This is a genomic window from Myxacorys chilensis, from assembly GCF_059505265.1.
On record NZ_JCACKG010000155.1, the window covers coordinates 48,328 to 71,789 of the forward strand.

A 23,462-nucleotide genomic window follows, 5' to 3' on the forward strand; every position below is an offset into this window, starting at 1 on the left:
CTGTTTGGTCATTTGTTTGATTGGTTCACCTCATTGTTTTTTCCGGATGAGTATTTCATGACTGCTTCCAAAGGACACTACGCTCTGATTACAGGGGCAAGCAGTGGAATCGGTGAGGCGACTGCCCTTGCCTTTGCCAAAGCAGGTATACATTTAGCATTGGTTAGCCGTTCTGCGGCTAAGTTGGAATCGGTGGCAGATGCCGCTCGTCAATTCGGCGTCGAGGTTCGCACGGATGCGATCGATTTAGCTGAGGTGGATCAGGTGCGATCGCGCATCGAAGCGATTACATCGAAGGTTGGCACGATTGATATCCTCGTGAATAACGCTGGAATGGGCTACACCGGAACCGTGATGGAGACGTCTTTAGCAGACTGGCAGCGCGTGATTGACCTAAACCTCACCAGCGTTTTTCAGGTCATCCAAGGCAGTCTATCCGTTCTACGACAGCAGCAGAGCAGCACGATCATCAATGTTGCCTCTATTGCTGCCCATCAAGCGTTTCCCAACTGGGGCGCATACAGTGTGAGTAAATTTGGCTTGCTGGCGCTGTCTAAAACTTTGGCGGCTGAAGAACGCGCCAACGGCATTCGTGTGGTGACGGTTTCTCCTGGATCGGTCAATACTTCGATTTGGGATACAGACACTGTGCAAGCTGACTTCGATCGCAGCCAAATGCTGACACCTGACGTCGTGGCTCAATCGATCCTTCATGCCGCAACTTTGCCCACTCACGCTGTGGTAGAGGAGTTAATCCTGATGCCCAACGCAGGTACGTTTTAGCGGGCGTCCTGTTCGTGTTTGACTTTATGTTCGTGTTTTGACTTTTTGCACACATTCACTTCGATCTACTATGGCAATTACTTCCCCAAATAGTTCAGATGCTTCCAGTCCTAAGAAAAATTTAGAAGCGAGACCCGATCGCAACACTCAAAACGGGCAAGAGGTCAAAATCACACCTCCCAGCGACGAGCATCTTGAGGATATGAAAGATGCTGTGCGAACCATGTTAGTTGGTGTGGGCGAAGACCCAGAACGTGAAGGTCTCTTAAAGACGCCAAAGCGTGTAGCGGAAGCAATGCGCTTCTTGACCAGTGGCTATACTCAGTCGTTGGATGACCTCGTGAATGGTGCTATTTTTGACGAGGGACATAACGAAATGGTGTTGGTACGCGACATCAATTTCTTTAGCTTGTGCGAGCATCACATGTTGCCGTTTATGGGAAAAGCCCATGTAGCCTACATTCCAAATCAGAAAGTCGTCGGGTTGAGCAAACTGGCTCGGATTGTGGAGATGTACTCCCGTCGATTGCAGGTGCAAGAACGTTTGACGCGCCAAGTGGCAGAAGCAATTCAAGAAATTTTGGAGCCGCGGGGCGTTGCAGTGGTGATGGAGGCGACACACACCTGTATGACGATGCGTGGCGTTCAAAAGCCAGGGTCTTGGACAGTGACAAGTGCAATGGTTGGAGTGTTTCAAGATGATCAGAAGACGCGTGAGGAGTATCTCAATTTGATTCGTCACCAGCCGTCGTTCTGGTAATTGGGGCTTAAGGATCGAATGGGTGAGATCGTGTGCGATCGCGCCTTGTGAATCCTGAAGGATTCACAAAGTCTGAAGAAGCGCAAGATGCTACATCATGCCTTAGGTCTAGGCGGGTGGTTTAACAGGCTCCTCTATCTAAAACATCGCCATCTGAAAAGCGAAGGGGCAAAACTGGTTCGCGATCGCGAACCAGTTTTGCGATCGTCGCCACCAACACCTGTGGTTCAACAGGTTTAGAAATGTGATTTTGAAACCCAGCCGATAGCGCTTGCGCTCGGTCTTCGGGTTTTGCCCCTGCGGTAAGCGCGATCGCTGGAATATGACGCGCTTTTTTAAAAATTGCCGAATTAGGTACGTCGCGCTGTTGTTCCTGTTCACGAATTTGGCGAATCAGGTAATAGCCATCTTCTCCAGGCATCGAAATATCGCTAACTAAGATGTGTGGAGTGGTATGTTTCAGATACTTGATCGCTTCGTTCGCTGAAGCAACTGCGATCACATCGGCTCCGGCTTGTTCTAGCGCTGCTTTGATAAAGTTGCGGCTATCGGCGACGTCTTCAACAACCAACACCTGTATGTGATTGAGAGATATCTCTCCTCTGTTCTCGGTTTTAGTCGCTATGGTGGAGTCCGGGTCATTGCTGGGTTGAGTTGTTGCTAACGGTAAGTGAACCGTGAACGTGGCTCCTTTGTCCTCACCCTCACTGTAAGCAAAAATTTTGCCTTGGTGAAGATTCACTAGCTGATTCACAATTGCCAATCCTAATCCTAGTCCACCATGCGATCGCGTCGAGGAACTATCGGCTTGACGGAAATGCTCAAAGATATGGGGAAGAAAATCGGGAGAAATGCCAATTCCGGTATCGATCACGTGCAGGTGAGCAAAATTCTGTTTATCTGCGATTGACCACTTAACGGTAACTTGTCCGCCTTTGAGGGTGAACTTGATGGCGTTCGTGAGCAAATTCCAGATGATTTGCCGCAGCCGTTCTGGATCAGCAGAAATTAGTTGCCCTGTCTCATTCAGTTGAGCAACTAGCTCAATCGCTTTCTCGTCAGCTAACGGACGCACCGATTCAATCACCGATTCAATGATCGCGATGGCGTTGATGGGCTGAAGCGACAGTCGAACTTTGCCCCGCATCAGCTTGGAAACATCTAAAATGTCTTCGATCAGTTGGGCTTGCGATTTCGCGTTACGGGCGATCGTTTCTAACGCCCGCACCGTTTTAGCCTCATCAAATTTTTTGCTCAGCAGCAATTGCGACCACCCCAAGATCGAATTCAAAGGCGTACGAAGTTCATGAGAAACGACGGCTAAAAACTCATCTTTGATCCGGTTCGCGTCTTCCGCTTGCTTGCGCGCAGCTTCTACCCGCAGAATCTCAAGGTTTTTGGCAACAAGTTGCTGGGCTTGTTGCTGAACCTCAATATTTTTTTTGAACAAATCAACAAATACAGCCACTTTTGCAGTCAAGATGACCGGATCAATCGGTTTGAGCAAATAATCCACTGCGCCGAGCGCATATCCCTTAGATCGAAGAGCATCCGCGTCGCTGAAAGCAGTGAGGAAAATGATTGGCGTGGATCGCGATCGCGATCGTTGCCGAATCAGCGCTGCGGTTTCAAACCCGTCCATTCCGGGCATCTGCACATCTAGCAGAATGAGTGCAAAGTCTTGGTCGAGCAAACACTTTAAAGCTTGTGCCCCTGAATGAGCTTTTACCAAGTCCTGCCCCAATCCGTTGAGGGTGGCTTCTAGGGCAATCAAATTTTCAGGATGGTCGTCCACTAAAAGGACAGTTGCTTTGGGTTCAGCTTGCATACGTACATAGAGCTAAAGGGTCAAAGGAGCAGCTTGAGGGGCGAGTTCCCTTCCTCCTTGGCGATAAGTTTATTGAAGGATCGCGTTTAGCGATCCTTTAGACTTCGTTTTAAGAATCTGATTGAAGTTTGGCAAGGCCAATTCCTTCAGAGTTGCGCCCTGGTTAATGCATCATGCCATTCTCACTTATGCAGCCACACTCGAATCAGCGAGAGTAGTTGCTCAGTATCGACTGGCTTTGTGATGTAGTCCGAGGCTCCCGCTTCGAGACACTTTTCGCGATCGCCCAACATCGCTTTCGCCGTCAGCGCAATAATCGGTAACGTCGCGAATCGGTCAATTTGGCGAATCGAGTGTGTCGTTTCGTAGCCATCCATCTCTGGCATCATCACATCCATCAGCACAAGGTTGATGTCTGGGTTGTCGTTTAGTCTGGCAATGCCATCGCGACCGTTCTCAGCGTAGAGAACCTGCATTTGATAGCGCTCCAGCAGACTCGTGAGGGCAAAGATGTTTCGCACATCATCATCCACAATCAGCACTTTTTTGCCGAGCAAGATCGGATCGTTTTGCTGGAGTTGCTCTAGCATCTGTCGCTGGGCAGCGGGTAAATCTGCCTGAACGCGATGGAGAAACAGGGCGGTTTCGTCGAGCAGACGTTCTGGCGATCGCGCATCTTTGATGATGATGGTGTCAGAAATGCAGCGTAGTTCCGTCTCCTCTTGCGAGGTCAGTTCTCGTCCGGTGTAGACGATGATGGGCAAGTAACCGAGGCTGGGCTTTTGCTTAATTTGCTCGATTAGCTCAAATCCATTCATGTCAGGTAGATTCAGATCCAGAACGAGACAGTCGAAGTGGCTCGACATCAGCGCTTCTAGTGCTGATGCGCCAGTTCCCACAGTCGTACTATCGAGGTTGTCATTCCCGATCAGGTCTGCGATGCTCTGATGCTCGTGTTCGCCGTCTTCGACAATTAGTAGCGCCTTGACGGGGCGATCGACAAACTCACGAATTCTGGCGAGGGCATTTAGAAGGACATCACTGCTGATTGGTTTTTGCAGACATGCGATCGCGCCTTGTCGCAGACAGCGTTGTAGCCCTTCTTCGACCGACATGATGTGAACTGGAATGTGGCGGGTATTGGGATCGTGCTTGAGACGATCTAACACCGTCCAGCCATCGAGGACGGGTAGCCGAATATCGAGCATGATCGCTGTGGGTCTGAACTGTTGCGCCATTGCCAGTCCGACATTCCCGCGAGTTGCCACTAGCCCTTTAAAGCCTTCTTGCCGTGCCATATCGAGCAAGATTCGGGCAAAGTTGAGGTCGTCCTCAATGATCAGCAAGGTGCGATCGCCGGGTTCCAGAGTTTCGCGATCGTCCTCGATCGCGATTGGTAGGGGGAGATCAAGCAGAGACGCCGATGGCGAAGAGCCAGAGAGGGTCGTCGTAGAAATCGCGGCAGACGGGACGTGTTGACCCGTAGCTCCTGCTTCAGAAGAGAATAGCGCTTGCACTCTCTCTCTCCTATCTCCGTTTTCCACCCCAGCTTCTCGACGCACTAAATACGTCTGTGGTAGATAAAGCGTGAAGGTGCTGCCTCGTCCGGGTTCACTCGTGAGGCGAATCTCACCTCTTAGCAAGCGAGCAATTTCGCGACTAATCGATAAGCCTAACCCTGTTCCGCCATAGCGACGAGACGTAGTGCCATCGGCTTGCTGAAAGGCTTCAAAAATCACCTGTTGTTTGTCGGGAGCAATGCCAATTCCTGTGTCCGATACGGCAAACGCCAGCACCCCGTCAGCCTGATTCAAGGCTTCGTGCTCTTGATTCCAACCTTGGGTCACTAGACTAATATCCAATGCCACTCGTCCTTGCTCGGTGAACTTAAATGCATTCGATAGCAAGTTTTTCAACACTTGCTGCAAGCGTTTTGAGTCGGTGTAGAGCGTGCGAGGCAGAGAATCGTCCAGATGAATTTGAAAGTCGAGTTTGCGGTCTTGTGCAACTTGGCTAAAGGTGCGATCGAGGTGATGCCGCAGGTCAGCAAAGGACGTTGGCTCGACCTCGATCGACATCGTGCCCGATTCGATTTTTGCCAGATCAAGAATGTCGTTAATTAGCCCTAACAGATCATTACCTGATGTGTAAATCGTGTGGGCATACTCCACTTGCTTCAGCGTTAGATTGTTCTCGCTGTTATCAGACAAGAGCCGCGATAGAATCAGCAAGCTATTGAGCGGCGTCCGCAATTCGTGAGACATGTTTGCCAAGAATTCAGACTTGTATTTGGAACTGAGAGCGAGTTGTTCGGCTTTCTCCTCTAGCGATTGCCTTGCTTGCTCAATTTCTTGGTTCTTGCGTTCCACTTCGCGATTTTGTACCGCTAATAGTTCTGCTTTCTCCTGTAGTTCTTCATTGGTTTGCTGCAATTGCTCTTGCTGATTTTTGAGCAATTCTTCTGATGCTGTTAGCGATCGCGCTTGCTGCTCTAACCGTTGATTGGTCCCGGTAAGTTCTTTTTGCTGGGTTTGCAGTTCTTCTGCTAACGATTGCGATTGCTTCAGCAATTCTTCCGTTCGCATACTCGCCGCGATCGTATTGAGAACGATCGCAATGCTTTCAGTCAACTGGTCAAAGAAGGTCAGGTGAATTTCGCTAAAGCGGCGGAAGGAGGCAAGTTCGATCACCGCCGTCACTTGTCCCTCAAACAACACGGGCAGAACGACCGCATTGAGTGGCGCTGCTTCGCCTAGCCCTGAACTAATCTTGATGTAATCGTGCGGCACTTCTGTAATCAGAATCCGCTCTTTTTCTAAGGCGCATTGTCCTACGAGTCCTTCGCCCAAGGCAAAACGGTTTGCGAGATTTTTGCGCTCCCGATAGGCGTAGGTGCTGAGTAATTTCAGATAACCAGGATGGGCGTCGCCCGTTTCCATGAGATAGAAGACTCCGTGTTGCGCGGAAACTAGAGGAGCGAGTTCCGACAGAATCAGTTTGGAAACGGTTTCGAGATCGCGCTGACCTTGCAACATGCGCGTAAACTTCGCCAGATTCGTTTTGAGCCAATCTTGCTCGGTGTTCTTTTGGGTGGTTTCGCGCAGGTTGGCAATCATCTGGTTGATGTTGTCTTTGAGGATTGCGACCTCACCCTGAGTTTCAACCGAAATCGAGCGGGTTAAGTCTCCCTTCGTCACGGCTGTTGCTACTTCTGCGATCGCTCTTACCTGGGTCGTGAGATTGGCTGCCAGTTCGTTTACGTTATCGGTGAGGTCGCGCCAGGTTCCCGATGCACCCGGAACTTTCGCTTGTCCTCCCAGCTTGCCTTCAATACCCACTTCGCGCGCTACAGTTGTCACCTGATCGGCAAACGTAGCCAGGGTATCGATCATTTCGTTAATCGTGTCTGCCAGCGTTTCGATCTCGCCTTTTGCATCGAGCATGAGCTTGCGCTTCAAGTCGCCATTTGCAACCGCCGTCACAACTCTAGCAATGCCTCGCACTTGGGCGGTGAGGTTGCTTGCCATCGAGTTCACGTTATCGGTGAGGTCTTTCCAGGTTCCGGCAACGCCTGTGACTTGGGCTTGGCCTCCTAATTTGCCTTCGGTTCCGACCTCGCGTGCGACCCGCGTTACTTCTGAGGCGAAGGAACTGAGTTGATCCACCATCGTATTAATAGTGTTCTTCAGATCCAAAATCTCGCCTTTGACATCAACGGTGATTTTTTTGGAGAGGTTGCCGTTTGCGATCGCGGTTGCCACTTCAGCAATGTTCCTCACCTGGGCGGTGAGGTTGCCTGCCATCAGGTTTACGTTATCGGTGAGGTCTTTCCACGTTCCGCCTACCCCTCTGACATAGGCTTGTACCCCCAGTTTTCCTTCGGTTCCCACCTCTCGCGCGACTCGCGTTACTTCTGAGGCGAACGAGTTCAACTGGTCCACCATCGTATTGATCGTGTTTTTCAGTTCGAGAATCTCGCCTTTAACATCGACCGTGATTTTCTTCGACAAATCGCCGTTTGCTACCGCCGTTGTCACTTCAGCAATGTTTCTTACTTGGGCAGTCAAACTACCCGCCATGAAGTTCACGCTGTCGGTGAGGTCTTTCCAGGTTCCGGCCACCCCGCGCACTTCTGCTTGTACACCGAGTTTTCCTTCAGACCCCACCTCTCGCGCCACCCGCGTTACTTCTGAGGCGAACGAGTTCAACTGATCCACCATCGTATTGACCGTGTTTTTCAGTTCGAGAATCTCGCCTTTAACATCGACTGTGATTTTTTTGGACAAATCGCCGTTTGCTACCGCCGTTGTCACAGCAGCAATGTTTCTCACTTGGGCGGTCAAACTACCTGCCATGAAGTTCACGCTGTCGGTGAGGTCTTTCCAGGTTCCGGCCACCCCGCGCACTTCTGCCTGTACACCGAGTTTTCCTTCAGACCCCACTTCCCGCGCCACCCGCGTTACCTCTGAGCCAAAGGAACTGAGTTGATCCACCATCGTATTAATGGTGTTTTTCAGTTCGAGAATCTCGCCTTTAACGTCCACTGTGATTTTTTTGGACAGATCACCGTTTGCCACAGCCGTCGTCACTTCGGCAATGTTCCTTACCTGGGCAGTGAGGTTGCCTGCCATCGAGTTCACGCTGTCGGTGAGGTCTTTCCAGGTTCCGGCCACTCCGCGCACTTCTGCCTGTACACCGAGTTTTCCTTCGGTTCCCACCTCTCTCGCCACCCGCGTTACCTCTGAGGCAAACGAGTTCAACTGATCCACCATGATATTGATGGTGTTCTTCAGTTCGAGAATTTCGCCTTTAACATCGACGGCAATTTTCTTCGACAGATCGCCATTTGCTACCGCCGTTGTCACTTCGGCAATGTTGCGGACTTGATCCGTTAAGCTACCCGCCATGAAGTTCACGCTATCGGTGAGGTCTTTCCAGGTTCCGGCCACTCCGCGCACTTCTGCCTGACCACCCAGTTTTCCTTCAGCACCCACCTCGCGCGCGACCCGCGTTACTTCTGAAGCAAACGAGTTCAACTGATCCACCATCGTGTTGACCGTGTTTTTCAGTTCGAGAATCTCGCCTTTAACATTAACGGTGATCTTCTTCGACAGATCACCGTTTGCTACCGCCGTTGTCACTTCGGCAATGTTCCTCACCTGAGCGGTGAGGTTGCCTGCCATCGAGTTTACGCTGTCGGTGAGGTCTTTCCAGGTTCCAGCGACGCCTTGTACATCCGCTTGTACCCCCAGTTTTCCTTCAGTTCCCACCTCGCGCGCGACCCGCGTTACCTCTGAGGCGAACGAGTTCAACTGATCCACCATCGTATTAATGGTGTTTTTCAGTTCGAGAATCTCGCCTTTAACATCGACCGTGATTTTCTTCGACAAATCGCCGTTTGCTACCGCCGTCGTCACTTCAGCAATGTTCCTTACCTGAGCGGTGAGGTTGCCAGCCATCGAGTTCACGCTGTCGGTGAGGTCTTTCCAGGTTCCGGCAACACCGGGCACTTGCGCTTGTACCCCGAGTTTTCCTTCGGTTCCCACCTCGCGCGCGACCCGCGTTACTTCTGAAGCAAACGAGTTCAATTGCTCCACCATCGTGTTAACGATTTGAGCCGTTTGTAGAAACTCACCCTGCAACGGTTTGCCTTCGATTTCGGTCGCGATCGTATGAGACAAGTCACCATTCGCAACGGCTCGAATCACCCGAGTCGTCTCTGCCATCGGCTGCACCAAGTCTGTGATCAGCGCATTCACAGAGGCAACACTTGCTTTCCATGCGCCTTTCGCACTTCCGACAGAACCCCGTTCGTAAATTTTTCCCTCTTTACCGACGACGGTGCTAATTCGCTCTAGCTCCGTTGCCATCTGTTGATTCATGTCGATGATTTCGTTGAGGGTATCCGCAACTTTGCCTGCAAGCCCCGTTTGATCACTAGGCATTCGTACAGAAAAGTTACCTTTTTTCACCTCGACGAGGGTTCTGAGAATTTGCTTAAGATCCAGGCTCTCGGTGTCGCTGGTAGCAGGTGCAGTTGGCATAATGTATTTCTGACGGGAGGGCGAGCGTAAGATACATCTCGGAATACTTCTATAGTGTAATGAATTACCTAGAAATTGAAGCGTAAAAGATCGTTTGAGCTTTAATTATTGCTACGGTTTGGCCTTCGAGGACAATTGATGTTTAGTACGTTTCCGTGCTTAGGTAAATTCTGAATTACCTTGCTTCAGCAGGTTGAAGGTTCTTCTTGGCAGAGCTAGAATGTTTTTCTGATTAGTTCCTCTAATCCTCTAATAGCTTGACCAAACCAACCTCTACAGGACATTCTCTTGCAAGATCAATCACCCAATAACAGCGGCAGTGAGTCAGCGATCGATCTCAGTCAGTTGGTGAAGGCTGTGGTGAAAGTAGTGCTGAAGGCAAAGCAGACACAGAATGCTGATGAGGCTCTAGTTATTCGAGATGAGTTGCATCGTCTTCCAGATCAGGTGATGACCGAGGTTCTCAATCAGGTCATGCTAGAACTGGTGCAGATTGATCCAACCTTGTGTCGCTGGTTTATTGTGGATGTCTTTTTGCGAGATGCCGATCCAGAGGGCAGGGCAGATGTAGCAGAACGAATCAATGTGATGATGGCAGAGTTGCAGTGATTGCCGTTTACCTGTCTCGTTGAATCTCAAAGCGTTGTCGATGATAGTTTGAGCATCGCGCGTGAAGGTCTGAGGTTCAGCGTTGAATGTCTAAGCTAGGTGAACGAAGGTCTGAGCATCACGCGTGAATGTTTGAGCTTCGTGCGTGAAAGTCTGAGGTTCAGCGTTGAATGTTTGAGCTTCGTGCGTGAAGGTCTGAAGTTCGTCAAGCAATGTTTGAGCATCACTGGTGAAGGTCTGAGCATCATGCGTGAATGTTTAAGCTGGGTGAACGAAGGTCTGAGCATCACTCGTAAAGGTCTGAGCATCGCGCGTGAAAGTCTGAGGTTCAGCGTTGAATGTTTGAGCTTCGTGCGTGAATGTTTGAGGTGGACTAACTCAGGTTTTGCCTTCACGGATAAAGATTTGATCCTCTACTACCAAATCCGCCGCTATGAAATCTGCTGCCAATGCGTGAGCCTTGATCAAACTTTGTGATTCTGCCAAAACTTCAACATCCCTAAAACAAACATAGGGGCGTCTGTCAGACACCCCTACTAGCCACTAAACCCTAAATTGTCCGAATCAGTCGCGTCTGAGCCGCCGCAATTCCTCTTGCAGATCCGCAACCTGTTGACGCATATCATCCACGCTTGTTGAAGCTGGGGTTGGTTCGTCGTCATCTAGAATTTCGATCTTGCGAGGCTCTGCGGGACGGGATTGTTCGGATGTTACCGTCGGCTGCTGCTGTTGCGCCTTCTGAACCATATCATCCACAAATCGACGAGCTTCGTCTGCATTCATCTCGCCGCGCTCAACCATTTCATCGGCTAGCTTCTGAACCTGCGATCGCAGCTCAGTCAACTTTTCTCCTGCCTTCTCGCCCGCATAAGAGGCAACGCCAATTCCTAAATAAACCGCTTTCTGAACCAGATCTCCCAAACCCATAGTTTTCAAGCTCCATGTTGAATAATTCCAAGATACGCAGAATCGCTCGGGTTGCCCAGTGGGAGAACGGTCGATTTGCTGTAGAGAAAACCGTCTACACCTTGTGTCTACACCTCGTGAAGCGAAGGTTTAAAGCAGAAGGTTTAAAACAAAGGTGACCCGGAGACTACGCCTATCGTGAGCATCCCGTATTGCTGCTACCTTCCGGTCCTGACAAAATTTGGGCGTCGCGATCGCATAGATCCGAGTCACTTACTAAGATAACACTTTCCCGCTCAGTTCAAGCTCACTCAACTACAATTTTCCATTCATAAAGCTGATAATGCACGCACCCATTCTGCACGAGCGGATCTTGAGCGACGATGTTTTTCGCTTCTTCCATTGACGACGCTTTAAATAGCAACATCCCGCCGCCGAAACAACTCCAATATCCGGTGCGGGCTTCATGACCTTTTGAGATCAACTCTTTGACAAACGCTTTATGAGCAGGAACATAGCGATCGAAGGTCGGCCTATCAACGATTCCTTCTTCGATTTTGACAAACCAAGGCATTACTGCATTCTTCCTTCATTACCAATCAGGATCTATTCTGTAGCTAAACGCTAGAGATACGCCATTAGAATAAGGCTTTGCCCGACCTAAGATCCAAAAACCAATCTTTTGTCACTACAGCCTTACATGAGTAAAGAAACGCTGTTTTTTGTTGCGCTTCTGCCGCCGCCATCGATTCAAGAACATGTCACAGAGATTAAGCATTACGTTGCCGAACGATACGATAGTCGTCATGCGCTTAAATCTCCTCCGCATATTACGTTGCAACCACCGTTTAAGTGGGTGCCAGAACGAATCGATGAATTGCAACACTCTCTCTCATCATTTGCTCAGTCTCAACCTCCGATTTCCATCACGCTAGACGGATTTTCTGCCTTTCCACCACGAGTCATTTACATCCATGTCGCTCGCACCCAACCTCTCCTAACCCTGCATCAAGCTTTCATTGAACATTTGGAAGTGACAATCGGTTTAGTTGATCCAAAAGAAAAGTCGCGACCTTACGCACCTCACATGACGGTGGCTTTCCGAGACTTAACCAAGCAAAACTTCAAACTGGCATGGAACGACTTCAAAGAGAAGTCGCTGCATTTTGGGTTCACCGCATCTCACCTAGCTCTCCTCATTCATACAGGTCAAAGGTGGGAGGTTCACAAAGAATTTCCGTTTAGCATGGTGAATAGATGAAGTGATGAGGCAAAGTATGCAACAGTTTGCGACGGGCGCAGAGCGCAACACAGACGGAACCGCAACACAGTTTTACACCTGGAATGGATATCGCTGTGCCTACGATGTACTGAACGAAGGACAAGGCGTTCCATTAGTGCTAATCCACCCAATTGGGGTTGGGCTGTCTCGCGGCTTTTGGCAACGCTTTAACCAAACTTGGATCGAGTCAGGACATCGCAACCCAATTTACAATCCCGATTTACTGGGATGTGGCGAAAGCGATATGCCGCGTGTCGCCTATCATCCAATCGACTGGGCAAAACAACTGCAATTCTTTCTGCAAACGGTTGTAAAAACGCCGTGTGTCTTAGTGGCGCAAGGTGCATTGTTTCCTGTTGCCGTTGATCTAGTAACGCTGCAACCCGATTTAGTGAAGGGTGTGATCTTAAGCGGCCCGCCCGCGTGGACGTTGGTTACACGAGATACCTCTGACCTGCAACATCGCATCGCCTGGAACTTGTTCAATTCACCCTTGGGCAGTGCGTTTTATCGCTACGCACGGAGATCGCAGTTTCTTCAACGATTCTCAGTTCGTCAACTCTTTGCTCACGAAACTCAAGTCGATTCTAATTGGCTCAACATGTTGCAGGCTGGAGCAAGTGATCTTGATAGTCGTCATGCAGTTTTCTCGTTTCTCTCTAGCTTCTGGCGGCAAGATTACACGGATCGAGTTGCACAAATTCACCAGCCCACTCTAATTGTGTTAGGCAATCAAGCAACTAGCATCAGTCAAGAAGGCAAGCCTGAAAGCCTGGATCAGCGATTAGAAGAATACTTAGAAGCATTTCCGAATGCTCAAGGCGTAAAAATTGAGGGGCGGAATGTGTTGCCTTACGAATCGACGGAGGCATTTGTAAAGGCGATTGCGCCATTCATTCAAGTCTTGCAATAATTACTCGAAGACCTGTTCAGGCGCGATCGCTAAATTGGAGAACAGTGGTGAAATGATAGGGCTGTTTCCTCGAAACTGACCGACTTCAACATAAACGTCGCCCTCCAACGTCAAGACCAGAACGGTTTTCTGCTCAGGATTAATGATCCAATATTCAGGAATCCCGATTCGGCAATATTGGTCGCGCTTGCGCTCATAATCGCGTTCTCGATTCTGTCGCCCTGGACTTACAACTTCCATAACCAACTGTGGTGGCGGCATGTCAAGCTTGATCGTGAGTCGCTTTTGCGTGAGTGCTAAATGCTCTTCTCGAAGAACAACCAAATCAGGATAGCGATTTTGAGCGTCACCCTTTTTCAATACGGGAACTTGAATCTCACAATTATGAAGTCGTACCAATCGACGGTTTACGAGTTGAATTAGAACATCGCGCAGGTTTAAAGCAATCCAATCGTTCGGTTCTGATTCTGGTGGCAATTCAACTAGCTCCCCGTCAATCAGTTCATAGCGGCTGTTGTCTGCATCATCGTAAGTTAAATATTCCTCAAACGTTGAAAACCGAGGTTTGGCTTGAGTCATAACTCATCTCCAAGTTTTAAGAATCAGCCAGCTTTGACAAGTTTCCTAGTGGGCTGCTTTACCCATCGGACGATGAACAATCGTTTCTACCACTCTACGCCGATCGCTAAAGTTGATGCCGACCAAACGCACATAATTAGCCTCATGTTCGCCAAGACACGCTTCGAGAGCCGATAATGCGCCCGCCCCATCATCTTGAAACATGCCGTAACAGTTCCACGAATTTATCCGAAATCGACGTTCATCAACGTACTCAATGCCTAGCCGTAACCCTTGTCCTAAAATCTGATTCACTTGACTAACAAGTTCTGGACTCAGACGAGTACCAGAAGATTGTCCGTTATAGCTTGCAGTGGAAGTGGGATTTGTTGGAGCGGTTCCTCCAAAGTTGCGCTTTTCGCTATTTGCGGGTTTTGGTGTCGACCCGGAAGGTGCTGAAGGTTTCGTCGACTCAGAGCGCTGAGCCACCATGTTAATCTCACCTAGTCCACGATTGCCGATCGTTTGATTGTATTCCTGAACAAGGCGCAATTCTTGTAGACGCTTCTGTTCGCGTACCAACGCTTGACCTACTTCGATCAGGTGAGGCAAACTAAAATCGGGTTTATGGAATTCTGGCGGCGCTTGTTTGCTGTTGACCACGCGCTGAGAAATTTGATTCACGCCAACTTCTTGAATTAGCTGTTGAACTTGCTCATCGTAGAGCCGCGATCGCAGTGCCCCGTAGAAGTCGATCGCTTGTTCCGGAAACGTATCGACCAGTTTCTCAACATCTCTGTGAGCAACCTGATCGACCTCAAAAATGCCACTCACAATTCCAATGCGATCGGCGCGATCAGGTTCCCAATAAAACTTGTCCATTCGCCCATCTCGAACGAGTGGAGCGTACAACGTCGCTAAGTCATTTCCCGTCACGATGATCGGGATGCGCTGCGTTGGATCGGTGTTGTAACTTCCAGGAAGCTGGACGTTGGTTGGATTGTCGGCAATGTTCATTAACGTGCCATGAACCAGTTGAGTGTTCACGGTATATTGCGTGAATTGATCCACTCGTCCCATACCGGCGTCAATATCATTGATAATCAGAACCGCCATCTTGCCGCGCACCTTCACCAGTTCACCCGCTTCTATATATCGCAGTCGCACCAAACGCGCCGGATCACCAGCATCAGGACTTTCTAACTCCCCTGCCGACATGTAAACCGCTTCTATGCCCATTTGCTCAAACACCAGATCGCACTGAAAAGACTTTCCTTCGCCTTTGCGCCCGTGGACTCCCAAAATGAGTGGCACTTTTACATTAGGCAAATTCAAATAATTCTTTGTAATGTGGATCGACAATTTATCTAAGAAGCGAGGAGCGATGTAATAACTCATAGGAACCACTTAAGAAGAACAAAGCAGGGTAAGGACGGCTTACCCTGCTTCAATAAAAGGCTAAATCTGATAATAACGAATCTTAGTGAACAGAACGATCAAGCTTTTTAATGGAAGACATTGACGGAGTTGAAGAGTCGCTTAGATAAATTTTAGCGTCTTGTAATTCCTGCTCTCGCAAATACTGTACAACCGATTCGTAAGTGGCCTGATTATAGGCGATATCGTGGGGAATCCGAGTGAGATATCCCATGCAATTTCCCATCAGAAAATAAACGCTAACCATTGCCGCTGCCGCTGCTGCAACTAGCGTGCCAGCCAACATCAGAGAGAATTGTCTCTGCTCAACTGCTTCTTGCATTAGATGCAGTGACCAAGCAACGAGACCGACCGCAATAATTAGAATGGGTATCGTCATAATTTACATATCTTAACAGATATTTAGACAAATTGACTCTGTCTAGCTATGTAAACAGCATAGATCCCTATCATAGTACTTGCCAAAAACGGCATGAAGTGGCTACGCGCCTCTAGGAGCGAAGTTTTCAGCTAAATATCGCGAATTAGAACGTTACGTTCTTTTAAGAATGTCTTAATTTGAGAAACCGTTAGTTCACTGTAATGAAGCAGTGATGCTAACAGTGCAGCTTCGGCTTTTCCGTCCGTTAAAGCATCGTAAATGTGTTCACAGGTTCCTGCGCCTCCCGATGCAATGACAGGAATTTGCACTTCTTGAGCGATCGCGCGCGTCAAACTAAGGTCATATCCTGCTTTCGTTCCGTCCGCATCCATACTCGTCACGAGTAGTTCTCCGGCTCCCCGTTGTTCTACGGTTTTCGCCCACGCGATCGCATCAATTCCCGTATTCTCTCGTCCACCCCGTACATAGACATCCCAGCCCGGATTGGTCGGATCTGGGCGTCGTCTCGCATCGATCGCGACCACAATACACTGATTGCCAAACCGCCGACTCGCCTGACTGATAAAATCGGGGTCACGCACTGCCGCCGAATTAATGCTGACCTTATCGGCTCCAGCCCGCAGCAATTTTTTAATCACGTCTAAGCTGTAAACTCCACCCCCAACCGTTAGTGGAATGAAGACCTGTTCTGCCGTTTTATAAACCACATCGTAAATAACATCGCGGTCTTCATGCGTTGCGGTGATATCTAAGAAGACTAATTCATCTGCCCCCGCCTCGTTATAAACCTGAGCAAGCTCAACTGGGTCGCCAGCATCCCGTAAATCAACAAAATTTATGCCCTTCACAACCCGTCCTGCTTTCACATCTAGGCAAGGCAAGATTCTTTTTGCCAGCATTGCAGTCTAACCCTTGAGAAAAGTATGAGTCAGAATCCTACCTCTAACATTGAACGGAGTCTAGCAAGGAGATGTTTCTGTGCCCTACTTTTGAATTTTTAAGACGGTTGAGCTTAATTTCGGTTCATTGGAATTCGATAGCGACGCGCCACGTAATTGAAGAACCGATAGTACACATCAAACTGCTGACTTGGAGCGCTTCCCCGCAAATAGTACTGGACATTGTCGTGAGTTAGAACAAGCGTAAGAGAACTCGTTTGAGCTTCAATGTTAGCTTGCAGCCTCCCTTGAATGCCTTGTTCAGTTGTGAAATTTGCAGGAGGTAGACTGCTCGAACGTTGAGAAGGAACCTGAGTCGGACGAGCTTTAGAAGAAAGAGGTTTCGCTGGACGAATAGATGAAGTTGGTGATGGAGCCAATTTAGGCGCTGCTGCTCCAGAATTTTTGGGGACTCGAAGAAAGCTTGCCCATCCACGAATCTCGACTTGTTGATTTTGAGGGTTTCTGAAGGCAGCACCATCTCGATTCTCTGGTGAATCAACCGCTTGCCATCCAGCAGGATAAGGGAACTCGAATCCATAACGAATATTTCGATACGTTTCCCATCGGTCCGGTAGCCCATCAGAGGAGCGGCAGCCAAACAGCGCGATCGCTAAACATGCTCCCCATGCTGTTCTTCTTAACATCTGTCTAACGTCTTGTTCTGATCTCCAATTCCAATTAAATCGATCCATTTTGTAAAGGATTGTAACAATATTGCTGTCATGCTGGTTTCCTGGCTTGACAGTCCAAGATTCCCTAGATATTGTTCTTACATACCCGGGTAAAACGACTGAAAGAGATATGCAAGACAAGCAGAAAGTTACGTTGTATCTTCCACCAGAACTGCACCGCCAATTAAAAATTGGAGCAGCAGTTGCCTCCGAAGCAATGTCAACCCTTGCGGAGAAGGCGCTCATCTTCTATCTAACTCATCCCGATGTAGTGGAGCAAGTGGAAGAGGCTCATGGACAAGCGCATCGAATTTACAACTGTCCCGGATGCACGACCCCTGTTGTCTTGCGGGACGGTGAGTTGGCACCGCTTGGTCAGCCATCTGAAGTCTTAGTAGAGGAAAGTTTTCCTGTTGCGAAAGTTCAGGTTGGTGCATCAAGTGAGTCCTCCAACCAGGAGACGTTGGTTCCCTGTTAAGGTTGCTAACTTTGGTTAAGTGATTAGTTAAAGTCTTCACAATGTTGGATTGGGAAGCTGGTTATTTTTCTGCACCGTTTCAGGTAGGTCAGTGGTTATGCAAGAAGAGCTAAATATTCTCGTACAGGCTCAATATCCTCTAATTTATCTAGTGACCTCCGAAGAGGAGCGGGCAGAGCAAACGATCTCCGCGATCGCACAAGCCAAGCCCCACCGTCGAGTCTTTTTGTGGACTGTCACTCACGGCATTGTTGAGTACGGACAGCCTCGCAATGTTACCCAGCACAACACGGTTTCTCCTGAAGCTGCGATTGAGTGGGTGATGAGACAAAGAGAGCCTGGACTCTTTGTTTTCAAGGATTTGCATCCTTTCATTGATTCTCCCGCAGTAAAGCGGTGGTTGCGTGACGCGATCGCAAGCTTCAAAGGGACTCAGAAGTCGATCCTGTTGATGTCTCCGGTTCAAGAAGTTCCAATTGAGCTTGAGAAAGAGGTGGTGGTCATCGATTTTGCAATGCCCAATATGTCAGAACTCGATCAAGTCCTGACAAGTCAACTCGATCTGACCCGCGCCCGTCGAATCACAACGGAGACACGCGAAAAGCTTTTGAAAGCAGCACTAGGTTTAACTCGTGACGAAGCGGAGAAAGTTTATCGCAAGGCGTATGTCACCACCGGGCGCTTGACCGAAGAAGAGGTTGACATTGTTCTATCCGAGAAGAAGCAGCTTATTCGTCGCAACGGCATCCTAGAGTTCATGGAGGAGGATGAGACGATTGAATCGGTCGGTGGTTTGGAGGAGTTAAAGCGTTGGCTCAAGCAGCGCTCCAATGCCTTCACTGAGCGCGCGCGCGAGTATGGGTTGCCTCAGCCAAAAGGAATGCTGATTTTAGGAGTTCCAGGGTGTGGTAAATCCTTGATTGCGAAAACCACTTCTCGCCTATGGGGACTACCATTAATTCGGCTTGATATGGGTCGAGTGTATGACGGGTCAATGGTGGGCCGCTCCGAAGCGAATTTACGGAATGCCCTAAAAACGGCTGAGTCGATCTCCCCAGCTATCCTCTTCATTGATGAGATGGATAAAGCGTTTGCAGGCAGTACTGGGTCATCCGACTCAGATGGTGGAACATCTAGCCGGATCTTCGGTTCCTTCCTCACCTGGATGCAAGAGAAAACATCTCCTGTTTTCGTGATGGCAACCGCGAACCGAGTCGAGCGGCTTCCGGGCGAATTTCTGAGGAAGGGGCGCTTTGACGAAATCTTCTTCGTTGATTTGCCAACCGCCGAAGAGCGCAAAGAGATTTTTAACATTCACCTTGTGAAGCGTCGCCGAGACATTACTCGCTTTGATTTAGATCAGCTAGCTAATGTATGTGACGGCTTTTCGGGGGCAGAGATTGAGCAAGCGTTAGTCGCTGCGATGTATGACGCTTTTGCTCAAGACCGCGAGTTTACCCAACTGGATATTATTGCGGCGTGTCGAGCCACGATGCCGCTATCCAAGACAATGACCGAGCAGGTAACGGCCCTACGGGACTGGGCTAGGCAGCGAGCGCGACCTGCAGCGTCCTCAGTTGCTGAGTATCAGCGACTTGAGTTCTAAAAGCTTTCTCCTGCTCCCAACAGGAGGAAAGGCTGGTTTCATATGCCAGCAGCCAAACAAGCAATTAGGCTTCAGGTTTCCACTGAACGCTGATTGCGATTCTCAACAAGCAAAACGTTGTCGTTGTATTCAACTTTCCACGGAGGAAACCCTAATGTCTCACTTTAGCACTCTACGCACCAAGATTACTGAATCCGAAATCCTTACGTCCTCTCTGCGTGACTTGGGTATTTCCACCAGGACTGACGCTGATGTTCGTGGCTACAACGGACAGCGTGTTCGCGCTGACATTGTTGCTGTCCTCGAAGGCGAATACGATTTGGGGTGGTCTCGCAACGCAGATGGTTCTTTCGACTTGATTGCTGACCTCTGGGGTGTTGCTAAGAAGCACAACCAGACCGAATTGATCAACTCGATTAACCAGAAGTACGCTGTGAACAAGACCTTGGCGGAAGTGAAGCGCCCCGGATTGCAAAACGCCAACGTCAAGTTGGTTGTTCAGAAGTAGTTTCTCTGCGCGTTCCCAAGCTGGCGGGTTAACTTAGAGTTAGCCCGTTTTTTGTGTCAAAATGGCACTGCTGTGAGGATTCGCTATGGTTGACTTATTGTTAGATACTGAGATCCGCCGCATTGTTCGAGCTTGCGGACAACACGCAAAATATCTTGCAACCCAAACGTTTGACGTTTCTGAAAAGGGTCCTGATGATTTTGTCACGAGCGTTGATCAGGCTCTTGATCGCAAACTCACCGAACAATTCACTACCCTTTTTCCTCAAGATTACATTGTTTCAGAGGAGAATCCCACCTCAAGACCTTACTTTCAGCAAAATCAGCGCCTTTGGTGTATTGATCCGTTGGACGGAACCAAAGATTTTATTCAGGGCGATCGCAACTATTCAGTCTTAGTTGGCGTTTTAGAGAAGAGTGCGAGTTCTCCGGGGTCAGCAACGCCAAGCGCTGGATGGATTTATGCTCCGGAGTATGACCTGATGTATCACAGTACACCAGAATCAGGAATTTGGCGTACTCAAGGGGATGCTGATCCTAAGTTGCTGAATCCTGTAGCATCCTCTCGGTTCGATCGTCCTAGAGTAATGATTGGAGAAATCGATTTTGCTAACTTTGGAAGTTTGCTTAGTCAAGCCATTCCAGAAATTGAATTTGTGCGCGCTCCGGGCAGCTTTGGATTAAAAGTCGTGAGTGCCGCGTTAGGAGAGGCAGAGTTGTATGTGTATTTCAACAAGCGAGTGAAGGTTTGGGATACGGTCGCCTCCATTGCGATCGCGCAGGCCGCTGGACTGGTTTGCTGCGATTTAGACGGGCAACCGATCAGCTATGCACCTGATCAAATTAATTTAGAAACTTTAGCTCATCATCAATCCATCGTAATTGGATGGGCATCCTATGTAGAGTTACTACTTCCTCGCTTGAGGAGTGCGATGTTGTCGGCTGCTCCCTAGTTGTCTGTGTTCTCTCCAATTTCTGAGCAGTTCGGCTGATCCGTCAATCTCTGGACTATCAGAACGAACTCAATTTGCCATTTGGTAAATTGGTGGGCGTTTTGACCTATAGATACAGTGTCTACATAGACATGTTTGACGAGTGACCCTCCACCGTACACGTCCATCTCTGAAGATCTGTCATGCAGACTGAAGCTTTCAGTGAGTTATTTCCATTATTGGCAGCGGCCAATCCAGAAACGCTGGATTGGCTACTATCCGTTGCAACCGAGCATGAGTACCCAACTGGCAGAGCCGTTTTAATGGAAGATGCCTGGGGAAATGCCGTTTATTTTGTTGTATCGGGCTGGGTAAAAGTTCGACGGCACTCTGGCACCGGGGAAGACGTTTCCACACTGGCTATTTTAGGTCGGGGTGATTTCTTTGGAGAAATGGCAATTCTAGATGAATCGCCTCGCTCAACAGATGTGATTGCGCTCTCTGATGTACATTTACTTAGTATTTCTGCTCAACGATTCATTCAAACCCTATTTAAAGATCCTCAACTCCATCACCGGATGCTGCAATTGATGGTGAGACGCTTGCGGCAAACTAATATCCGCTTTCAGCTTCGCAATCAACCGCCGGCTGTGAAGTTGGTCAACACCTTATCTTTGCTCGGAGAAAATTACGGCGATAAGATTGGTGAGGGAGCAGACATCTTTAATATTCCAGCTAGGGATTTAGCGGATGTTACAGACATTACTGTTGAGGAAGCGACGAAGATTCTAGAAAAGCTGAGTGACAAAGGCTGGCTCAAAGTAAACACGGAGCAACAGATTATCTCCCTAATGAACCTCAAACAGTTAAATCAACTGCGGACTAAGCGGTGATGGAGAAATTGAAATGAGGCATGATAGGGAATAGAACTTTCTATTGTTATTCTCTACTACCGTGGGGTAAATCTATGAACCGTGAGGATTTTGAATTGACCCAATCGATTGAAGAGTTGCCTTGCGAGTCACAACCGATCGGAACGTCCTCAGCCGCCGTGATTGATACCCCGCACTCACAAGATCTTGCTCTGTTTTACCAGGTCACGATGTCTCATCCCGAGTCACATCTGTTTGAGGTGACTTTGCGGATTCAGAATTGGCAGGCAAAAACCCTTGATTTGAAAATGCCCGTTTGGACGCCAGGGTCGTATTTGGTACGGGAGTATTCACGGCATTTACAAAATTTTGAAGCGTTTTCTGATGCTGAAACGTCGCTAAATTGGCGAAAGCTGAGCAAAAATCATTGGCAGATTGAGACGCAGGGTAGGTCGGAAATTGCGGTTTGCTACCGGGTATTTGCAAATGAGTTGACGGTTCGGACAAACCATCTTGATGAAACTCATGGCTACTTCAATGGAGCGGCGCTGTTCTTCTTTGTACCAGGGTTTCAACAGATCCCCATTTGCATCCAGATTTTGCCGCCAACGGATTGGGCGGTGACAACGGCTTTGCCCTGTGTGGGAGTGAACATCTTTGAAGCGCAGAACTTTGATGCCTTGGTTGATAGTCCGTTTGAAATTGGACAGCACCAGATCCATCCTTTTGAGGTACTGGGTAAGCCGCACGAGTTTGCGATTTGGGGACGAGGAAATTTAGAGATCGGTCGCATCATTAGTGATACCCAAAAAATTATAGAAGTCGAAGCGGAGCTATTTGGTGGGCTGCCCTACGATCGCTATATTTTTTTCCTCCATCTAGCCTCTCAAGCCTTTGGTGGGTTAGAGCATAAAGATAGCTGTTCGCTAATTTATTCTCGCCTTGGATTTCGGATAAAAGACAAGTATGAGCGATTTATGCAGCTCGTAGCTCATGAATTCTTTCATCTGTGGAACGTGAAGCGAATTCGGCCTAAAGGACTAGAAGTGTTCGATTATGAACACGAAAACTACACACCTTCCCTATGGTTTAGCGAAGGGACGACCAGTTTCTACGATTTGCTCATTCCGTTGCGAGCAGGCATTTACGACGCAAAAACCTATTTAACGGCTCTGAGTCGAGAAATTTCTCGCTATCTGACCACTCCAGGACGGCTCGTACAACCTCTAAGTGAATCAAGCTTTGATGCTTGGATTAAGCTTTACCGTCCTGATGCAAATAGCGCCAATTCTCAAATTTCCTATTATCTAAAAGGCGAAATGGTATCGCTGTTGCTTGATTTAGTAATTCGGATTAAGCATCAGAATCAGCGATCGCTTGACAATGTGATGCGCCAGATGTGGGAGCAGTTTGGCAAAGCTGAAGTTGGGTTTACCCAAGAACAACTGAAACTTGTGTTGGAATCAGTTGCAGGGTTCGATTTGACGAATTTCTACGATCGCTACATTGACGGTACGGAAGAACTGCCGTTTGATGAGTATTTTGTTGGCTTTGGCTTGCGTGTTGTATCCAACGGAGAGACAGGAATACCCACGAGCGGTATGACACTCCGAACCGAAGGTGGGCGCGAAATCGTGAAGTTTGTCGAGACAGATTCACCCGCACAGCGAGCCGCGATCGATGCAGGTGATGAATTAGTGGCAATCGATGGGCTGCGAGTCGGATCAGGGCAGTTAGATGAGCGCCTGAAGGACTATCAAGTGGGCGACACTATTGAAGTTACAGTGTTTCACAGCGATGCATTAAAGACGCGATCACTCACTCTTGCTCCGCCTCGTGCCACTCAATATCATCTTGAAGCTATAGAACATCCGTCCACCCTTCAACAACAGAACTTTGAAGGGTGGCTTGGCGTTTCTTTAGCAGCACTTCACTGAAAGTCAATGCTTTTTT

21 protein-coding genes and 1 other RNA gene are annotated in these 23,462 nt (G+C 48.8%); 12 read left to right on the forward strand and 10 right to left on the reverse strand.

What is annotated here, in order from left to right; all coding sequences use genetic code 11:
• Nucleotides 1–57: 57 nt before the first annotated feature.
• Both AC5JLB_RS11820 and folE read left to right on the forward strand, forming a co-directional pair.
• Nucleotides 58–783, forward strand: coding sequence for an SDR family oxidoreductase (locus tag AC5JLB_RS11820; RefSeq protein ID WP_495874030.1), 726 nt, complete (start codon nucleotides 58–60; stop codon nucleotides 781–783).
• Nucleotides 784–853: 70 nt separating this feature from the next.
• Nucleotides 854–1,543, forward strand: a complete 690-nt coding sequence (gene folE, locus AC5JLB_RS11825) for a GTP cyclohydrolase I FolE (RefSeq protein WP_495874031.1) — start codon at nucleotides 854–856, stop codon at nucleotides 1,541–1,543.
• Between the two features lie 121 nt (nucleotides 1,544–1,664).
• On the opposite strand, the gene AC5JLB_RS11830 is transcribed toward folE, so the two are convergent.
• Both AC5JLB_RS11830 and AC5JLB_RS11835 read right to left on the reverse strand, forming a co-directional pair.
• Nucleotides 1,665–3,371 (reverse strand): response regulator, encoded by a 1,707-nt coding sequence (locus tag AC5JLB_RS11830; RefSeq protein WP_495874032.1) that lies wholly within the window; start codon nucleotides 3,369–3,371, stop codon nucleotides 1,665–1,667.
• A gap of 182 nt (nucleotides 3,372–3,553) precedes the next feature.
• Nucleotides 3,554–9,415 (reverse strand): HAMP domain-containing protein, encoded by a 5,862-nt coding sequence (locus AC5JLB_RS11835; RefSeq protein ID WP_495874033.1) that lies wholly within the window; start codon nucleotides 9,413–9,415, stop codon nucleotides 3,554–3,556.
• Nucleotides 9,416–9,703: 288 nt separating this feature from the next.
• Here AC5JLB_RS11835 and AC5JLB_RS11840 point away from each other — a divergent pair, with 288 nt between their 5' ends.
• Entirely contained in the window at nucleotides 9,704–10,024 is a 321-nt protein-coding gene (locus AC5JLB_RS11840; protein WP_495874034.1) for a hypothetical protein, read from the forward strand.
• Between the two features lie 99 nt (nucleotides 10,025–10,123).
• The gene (locus AC5JLB_RS11845) at nucleotides 10,124–10,501 is read left to right on the forward strand and encodes a hypothetical protein (RefSeq protein WP_495874035.1); all 378 of its coding nucleotides are present in this window, start codon (nucleotides 10,124–10,126) and stop codon (nucleotides 10,499–10,501) included.
• A gap of 87 nt (nucleotides 10,502–10,588) precedes the next feature.
• Here AC5JLB_RS11845 and AC5JLB_RS11850 read toward each other — a convergent pair whose 3' ends face one another.
• From AC5JLB_RS11850 to AC5JLB_RS11860, 3 genes are all read right to left on the reverse strand, one after another.
• Complete coding sequence (locus tag AC5JLB_RS11850) at nucleotides 10,589–10,951, reverse strand: phasin family protein (RefSeq protein ID WP_495874036.1); 363 nt, start codon at nucleotides 10,949–10,951, stop codon at nucleotides 10,589–10,591.
• Between the two features lie 153 nt (nucleotides 10,952–11,104).
• Nucleotides 11,105–11,201: signal recognition particle sRNA small type (gene ffs / locus AC5JLB_RS11855), an RNA gene on the reverse strand.
• A 36-nt stretch (nucleotides 11,202–11,237) separates the two neighbouring features.
• Nucleotides 11,238–11,504, reverse strand: a complete 267-nt coding sequence (locus AC5JLB_RS11860) for a YciI family protein (RefSeq protein WP_495874037.1) — start codon at nucleotides 11,502–11,504, stop codon at nucleotides 11,238–11,240.
• A gap of 126 nt (nucleotides 11,505–11,630) precedes the next feature.
• On the opposite strand from AC5JLB_RS11860, the gene AC5JLB_RS11865 reads away from it, so the two are divergent.
• Nucleotides 11,631–12,191 (forward strand): 2'-5' RNA ligase family protein, encoded by a 561-nt coding sequence (locus tag AC5JLB_RS11865; protein WP_495874038.1) that lies wholly within the window; start codon nucleotides 11,631–11,633, stop codon nucleotides 12,189–12,191.
• A 16-nt stretch (nucleotides 12,192–12,207) separates the two neighbouring features.
• Nucleotides 12,208–13,125, forward strand: a complete 918-nt coding sequence (locus AC5JLB_RS11870) for an alpha/beta fold hydrolase (protein WP_495874039.1) — start codon at nucleotides 12,208–12,210, stop codon at nucleotides 13,123–13,125.
• On the opposite strand, the gene AC5JLB_RS11875 is transcribed toward AC5JLB_RS11870, so the two are convergent.
• From AC5JLB_RS11875 to AC5JLB_RS11895, 5 genes are all read right to left on the reverse strand, one after another.
• Entirely contained in the window at nucleotides 13,126–13,704 is a 579-nt protein-coding gene (locus tag AC5JLB_RS11875; protein WP_495874040.1) for a Uma2 family endonuclease, read from the reverse strand.
• 45 nt (nucleotides 13,705–13,749) lie between these two features.
• The gene (locus tag AC5JLB_RS11880) at nucleotides 13,750–15,081 is read right to left on the reverse strand and encodes a RuBisCO small subunit-like domain-containing protein (protein ID WP_495874041.1); all 1,332 of its coding nucleotides are present in this window, start codon (nucleotides 15,079–15,081) and stop codon (nucleotides 13,750–13,752) included.
• 82 nt (nucleotides 15,082–15,163) lie between these two features.
• Entirely contained in the window at nucleotides 15,164–15,499 is a 336-nt protein-coding gene (locus tag AC5JLB_RS11885) for a hypothetical protein (RefSeq protein ID WP_495874042.1), read from the reverse strand.
• A gap of 131 nt (nucleotides 15,500–15,630) precedes the next feature.
• Nucleotides 15,631–16,401 carry an imidazole glycerol phosphate synthase subunit HisF gene (gene hisF / locus AC5JLB_RS11890; RefSeq protein WP_495874043.1) on the reverse strand — a complete coding sequence of 257 codons (771 nt, stop codon included), beginning with the start codon at nucleotides 16,399–16,401 and terminating at the stop codon, nucleotides 15,631–15,633.
• Nucleotides 16,402–16,514: 113 nt separating this feature from the next.
• Nucleotides 16,515–17,087: a hypothetical protein gene (locus AC5JLB_RS11895; RefSeq protein ID WP_495874044.1), complete on the reverse strand. Its 573-nt coding sequence runs from the start codon at nucleotides 17,085–17,087 to the stop codon at nucleotides 16,515–16,517.
• 157 nt (nucleotides 17,088–17,244) lie between these two features.
• Here AC5JLB_RS11895 and AC5JLB_RS11900 point away from each other — a divergent pair, with 157 nt between their 5' ends.
• The 6 genes from AC5JLB_RS11900 to AC5JLB_RS11925 all read left to right on the forward strand — a co-directional run bounded on the left by AC5JLB_RS11900 (nucleotide 17,245) and on the right by AC5JLB_RS11925 (nucleotide 23,446).
• Entirely contained in the window at nucleotides 17,245–17,592 is a 348-nt protein-coding gene (locus AC5JLB_RS11900; protein ID WP_495874045.1) for a slr0373 family blue light stress response protein, read from the forward strand.
• A gap of 97 nt (nucleotides 17,593–17,689) precedes the next feature.
• On the forward strand, nucleotides 17,690–19,198 hold the full coding sequence (ycf46, locus tag AC5JLB_RS11905) for a stress-responsive protein Ycf46 (protein WP_495874046.1): 1,509 nt from the start codon (nucleotides 17,690–17,692) through the stop codon (nucleotides 19,196–19,198).
• Nucleotides 19,199–19,352: 154 nt separating this feature from the next.
• Nucleotides 19,353–19,706, forward strand: coding sequence for a DUF1257 domain-containing protein (locus AC5JLB_RS11910; protein ID WP_495874047.1), 354 nt, complete (start codon nucleotides 19,353–19,355; stop codon nucleotides 19,704–19,706).
• A gap of 85 nt (nucleotides 19,707–19,791) precedes the next feature.
• Entirely contained in the window at nucleotides 19,792–20,658 is an 867-nt protein-coding gene (locus AC5JLB_RS11915; RefSeq protein ID WP_495874048.1) for a 3'(2'),5'-bisphosphate nucleotidase CysQ family protein, read from the forward strand.
• A 182-nt stretch (nucleotides 20,659–20,840) separates the two neighbouring features.
• Complete coding sequence (locus AC5JLB_RS11920; protein ID WP_495874049.1) at nucleotides 20,841–21,530, forward strand: Crp/Fnr family transcriptional regulator; 690 nt, start codon at nucleotides 20,841–20,843, stop codon at nucleotides 21,528–21,530.
• Nucleotides 21,531–21,604: 74 nt separating this feature from the next.
• Complete coding sequence (locus tag AC5JLB_RS11925) at nucleotides 21,605–23,446, forward strand: M61 family metallopeptidase (RefSeq protein ID WP_495874050.1); 1,842 nt, start codon at nucleotides 21,605–21,607, stop codon at nucleotides 23,444–23,446.
• Nucleotides 23,447–23,462: the final 16 nt, after the last annotated feature.

Bases quoted from the DNA above. Each gene is read 5' to 3' on its own strand.
- AC5JLB_RS11920 (WP_495874049.1), top strand. From the start codon at position 20,841: ATGCAGACTGAAGCTTTCAGTGAGTTATTTCCATTATTGGCAGCGGCC.
- AC5JLB_RS11900 (WP_495874045.1), top strand. From the start codon at position 17,245: ATGCAAGACAAGCAGAAAGTTACGTTGTATCTTCCACCAGAACTGCAC.
- AC5JLB_RS11860 (WP_495874037.1), bottom strand. From the start codon at position 11,504: ATGCCTTGGTTTGTCAAAATCGAAGAAGGAATCGTTGATAGGCCGACC.
- AC5JLB_RS11835 (WP_495874033.1), bottom strand. From the start codon at position 9,415: ATGCCAACTGCACCTGCTACCAGCGACACCGAGAGCCTGGATCTTAAG.
- AC5JLB_RS11880 (WP_495874041.1), bottom strand. From the start codon at position 15,081: ATGAGTTATTACATCGCTCCTCGCTTCTTAGATAAATTGTCGATCCAC.
- AC5JLB_RS11865 (WP_495874038.1), top strand. From the start codon at position 11,631: ATGAGTAAAGAAACGCTGTTTTTTGTTGCGCTTCTGCCGCCGCCATCG.
- folE (WP_495874031.1), top strand. From the start codon at position 854: ATGGCAATTACTTCCCCAAATAGTTCAGATGCTTCCAGTCCTAAGAAA.
- AC5JLB_RS11850 (WP_495874036.1), bottom strand. From the start codon at position 10,951: ATGGGTTTGGGAGATCTGGTTCAGAAAGCGGTTTATTTAGGAATTGGC.
- AC5JLB_RS11830 (WP_495874032.1), bottom strand. From the start codon at position 3,371: ATGCAAGCTGAACCCAAAGCAACTGTCCTTTTAGTGGACGACCATCCT.
- AC5JLB_RS11875 (WP_495874040.1), bottom strand. From the start codon at position 13,704: ATGACTCAAGCCAAACCTCGGTTTTCAACGTTTGAGGAATATTTAACT.
- AC5JLB_RS11820 (WP_495874030.1), top strand. From the start codon at position 58: ATGACTGCTTCCAAAGGACACTACGCTCTGATTACAGGGGCAAGCAGT.
- AC5JLB_RS11915 (WP_495874048.1), top strand. From the start codon at position 19,792: ATGGTTGACTTATTGTTAGATACTGAGATCCGCCGCATTGTTCGAGCT.
- AC5JLB_RS11925 (WP_495874050.1), top strand. From the start codon at position 21,605: ATGAACCGTGAGGATTTTGAATTGACCCAATCGATTGAAGAGTTGCCT.
- AC5JLB_RS11885 (WP_495874042.1), bottom strand. From the start codon at position 15,499: ATGACGATACCCATTCTAATTATTGCGGTCGGTCTCGTTGCTTGGTCA.
- AC5JLB_RS11910 (WP_495874047.1), top strand. From the start codon at position 19,353: ATGTCTCACTTTAGCACTCTACGCACCAAGATTACTGAATCCGAAATC.
- ycf46 (WP_495874046.1), top strand. From the start codon at position 17,690: ATGCAAGAAGAGCTAAATATTCTCGTACAGGCTCAATATCCTCTAATT.
- hisF (WP_495874043.1), bottom strand. From the start codon at position 16,401: ATGCTGGCAAAAAGAATCTTGCCTTGCCTAGATGTGAAAGCAGGACGG.
- AC5JLB_RS11895 (WP_495874044.1), bottom strand. From the start codon at position 17,087: ATGTTAAGAAGAACAGCATGGGGAGCATGTTTAGCGATCGCGCTGTTT.
- AC5JLB_RS11870 (WP_495874039.1), top strand. From the start codon at position 12,208: ATGCAACAGTTTGCGACGGGCGCAGAGCGCAACACAGACGGAACCGCA.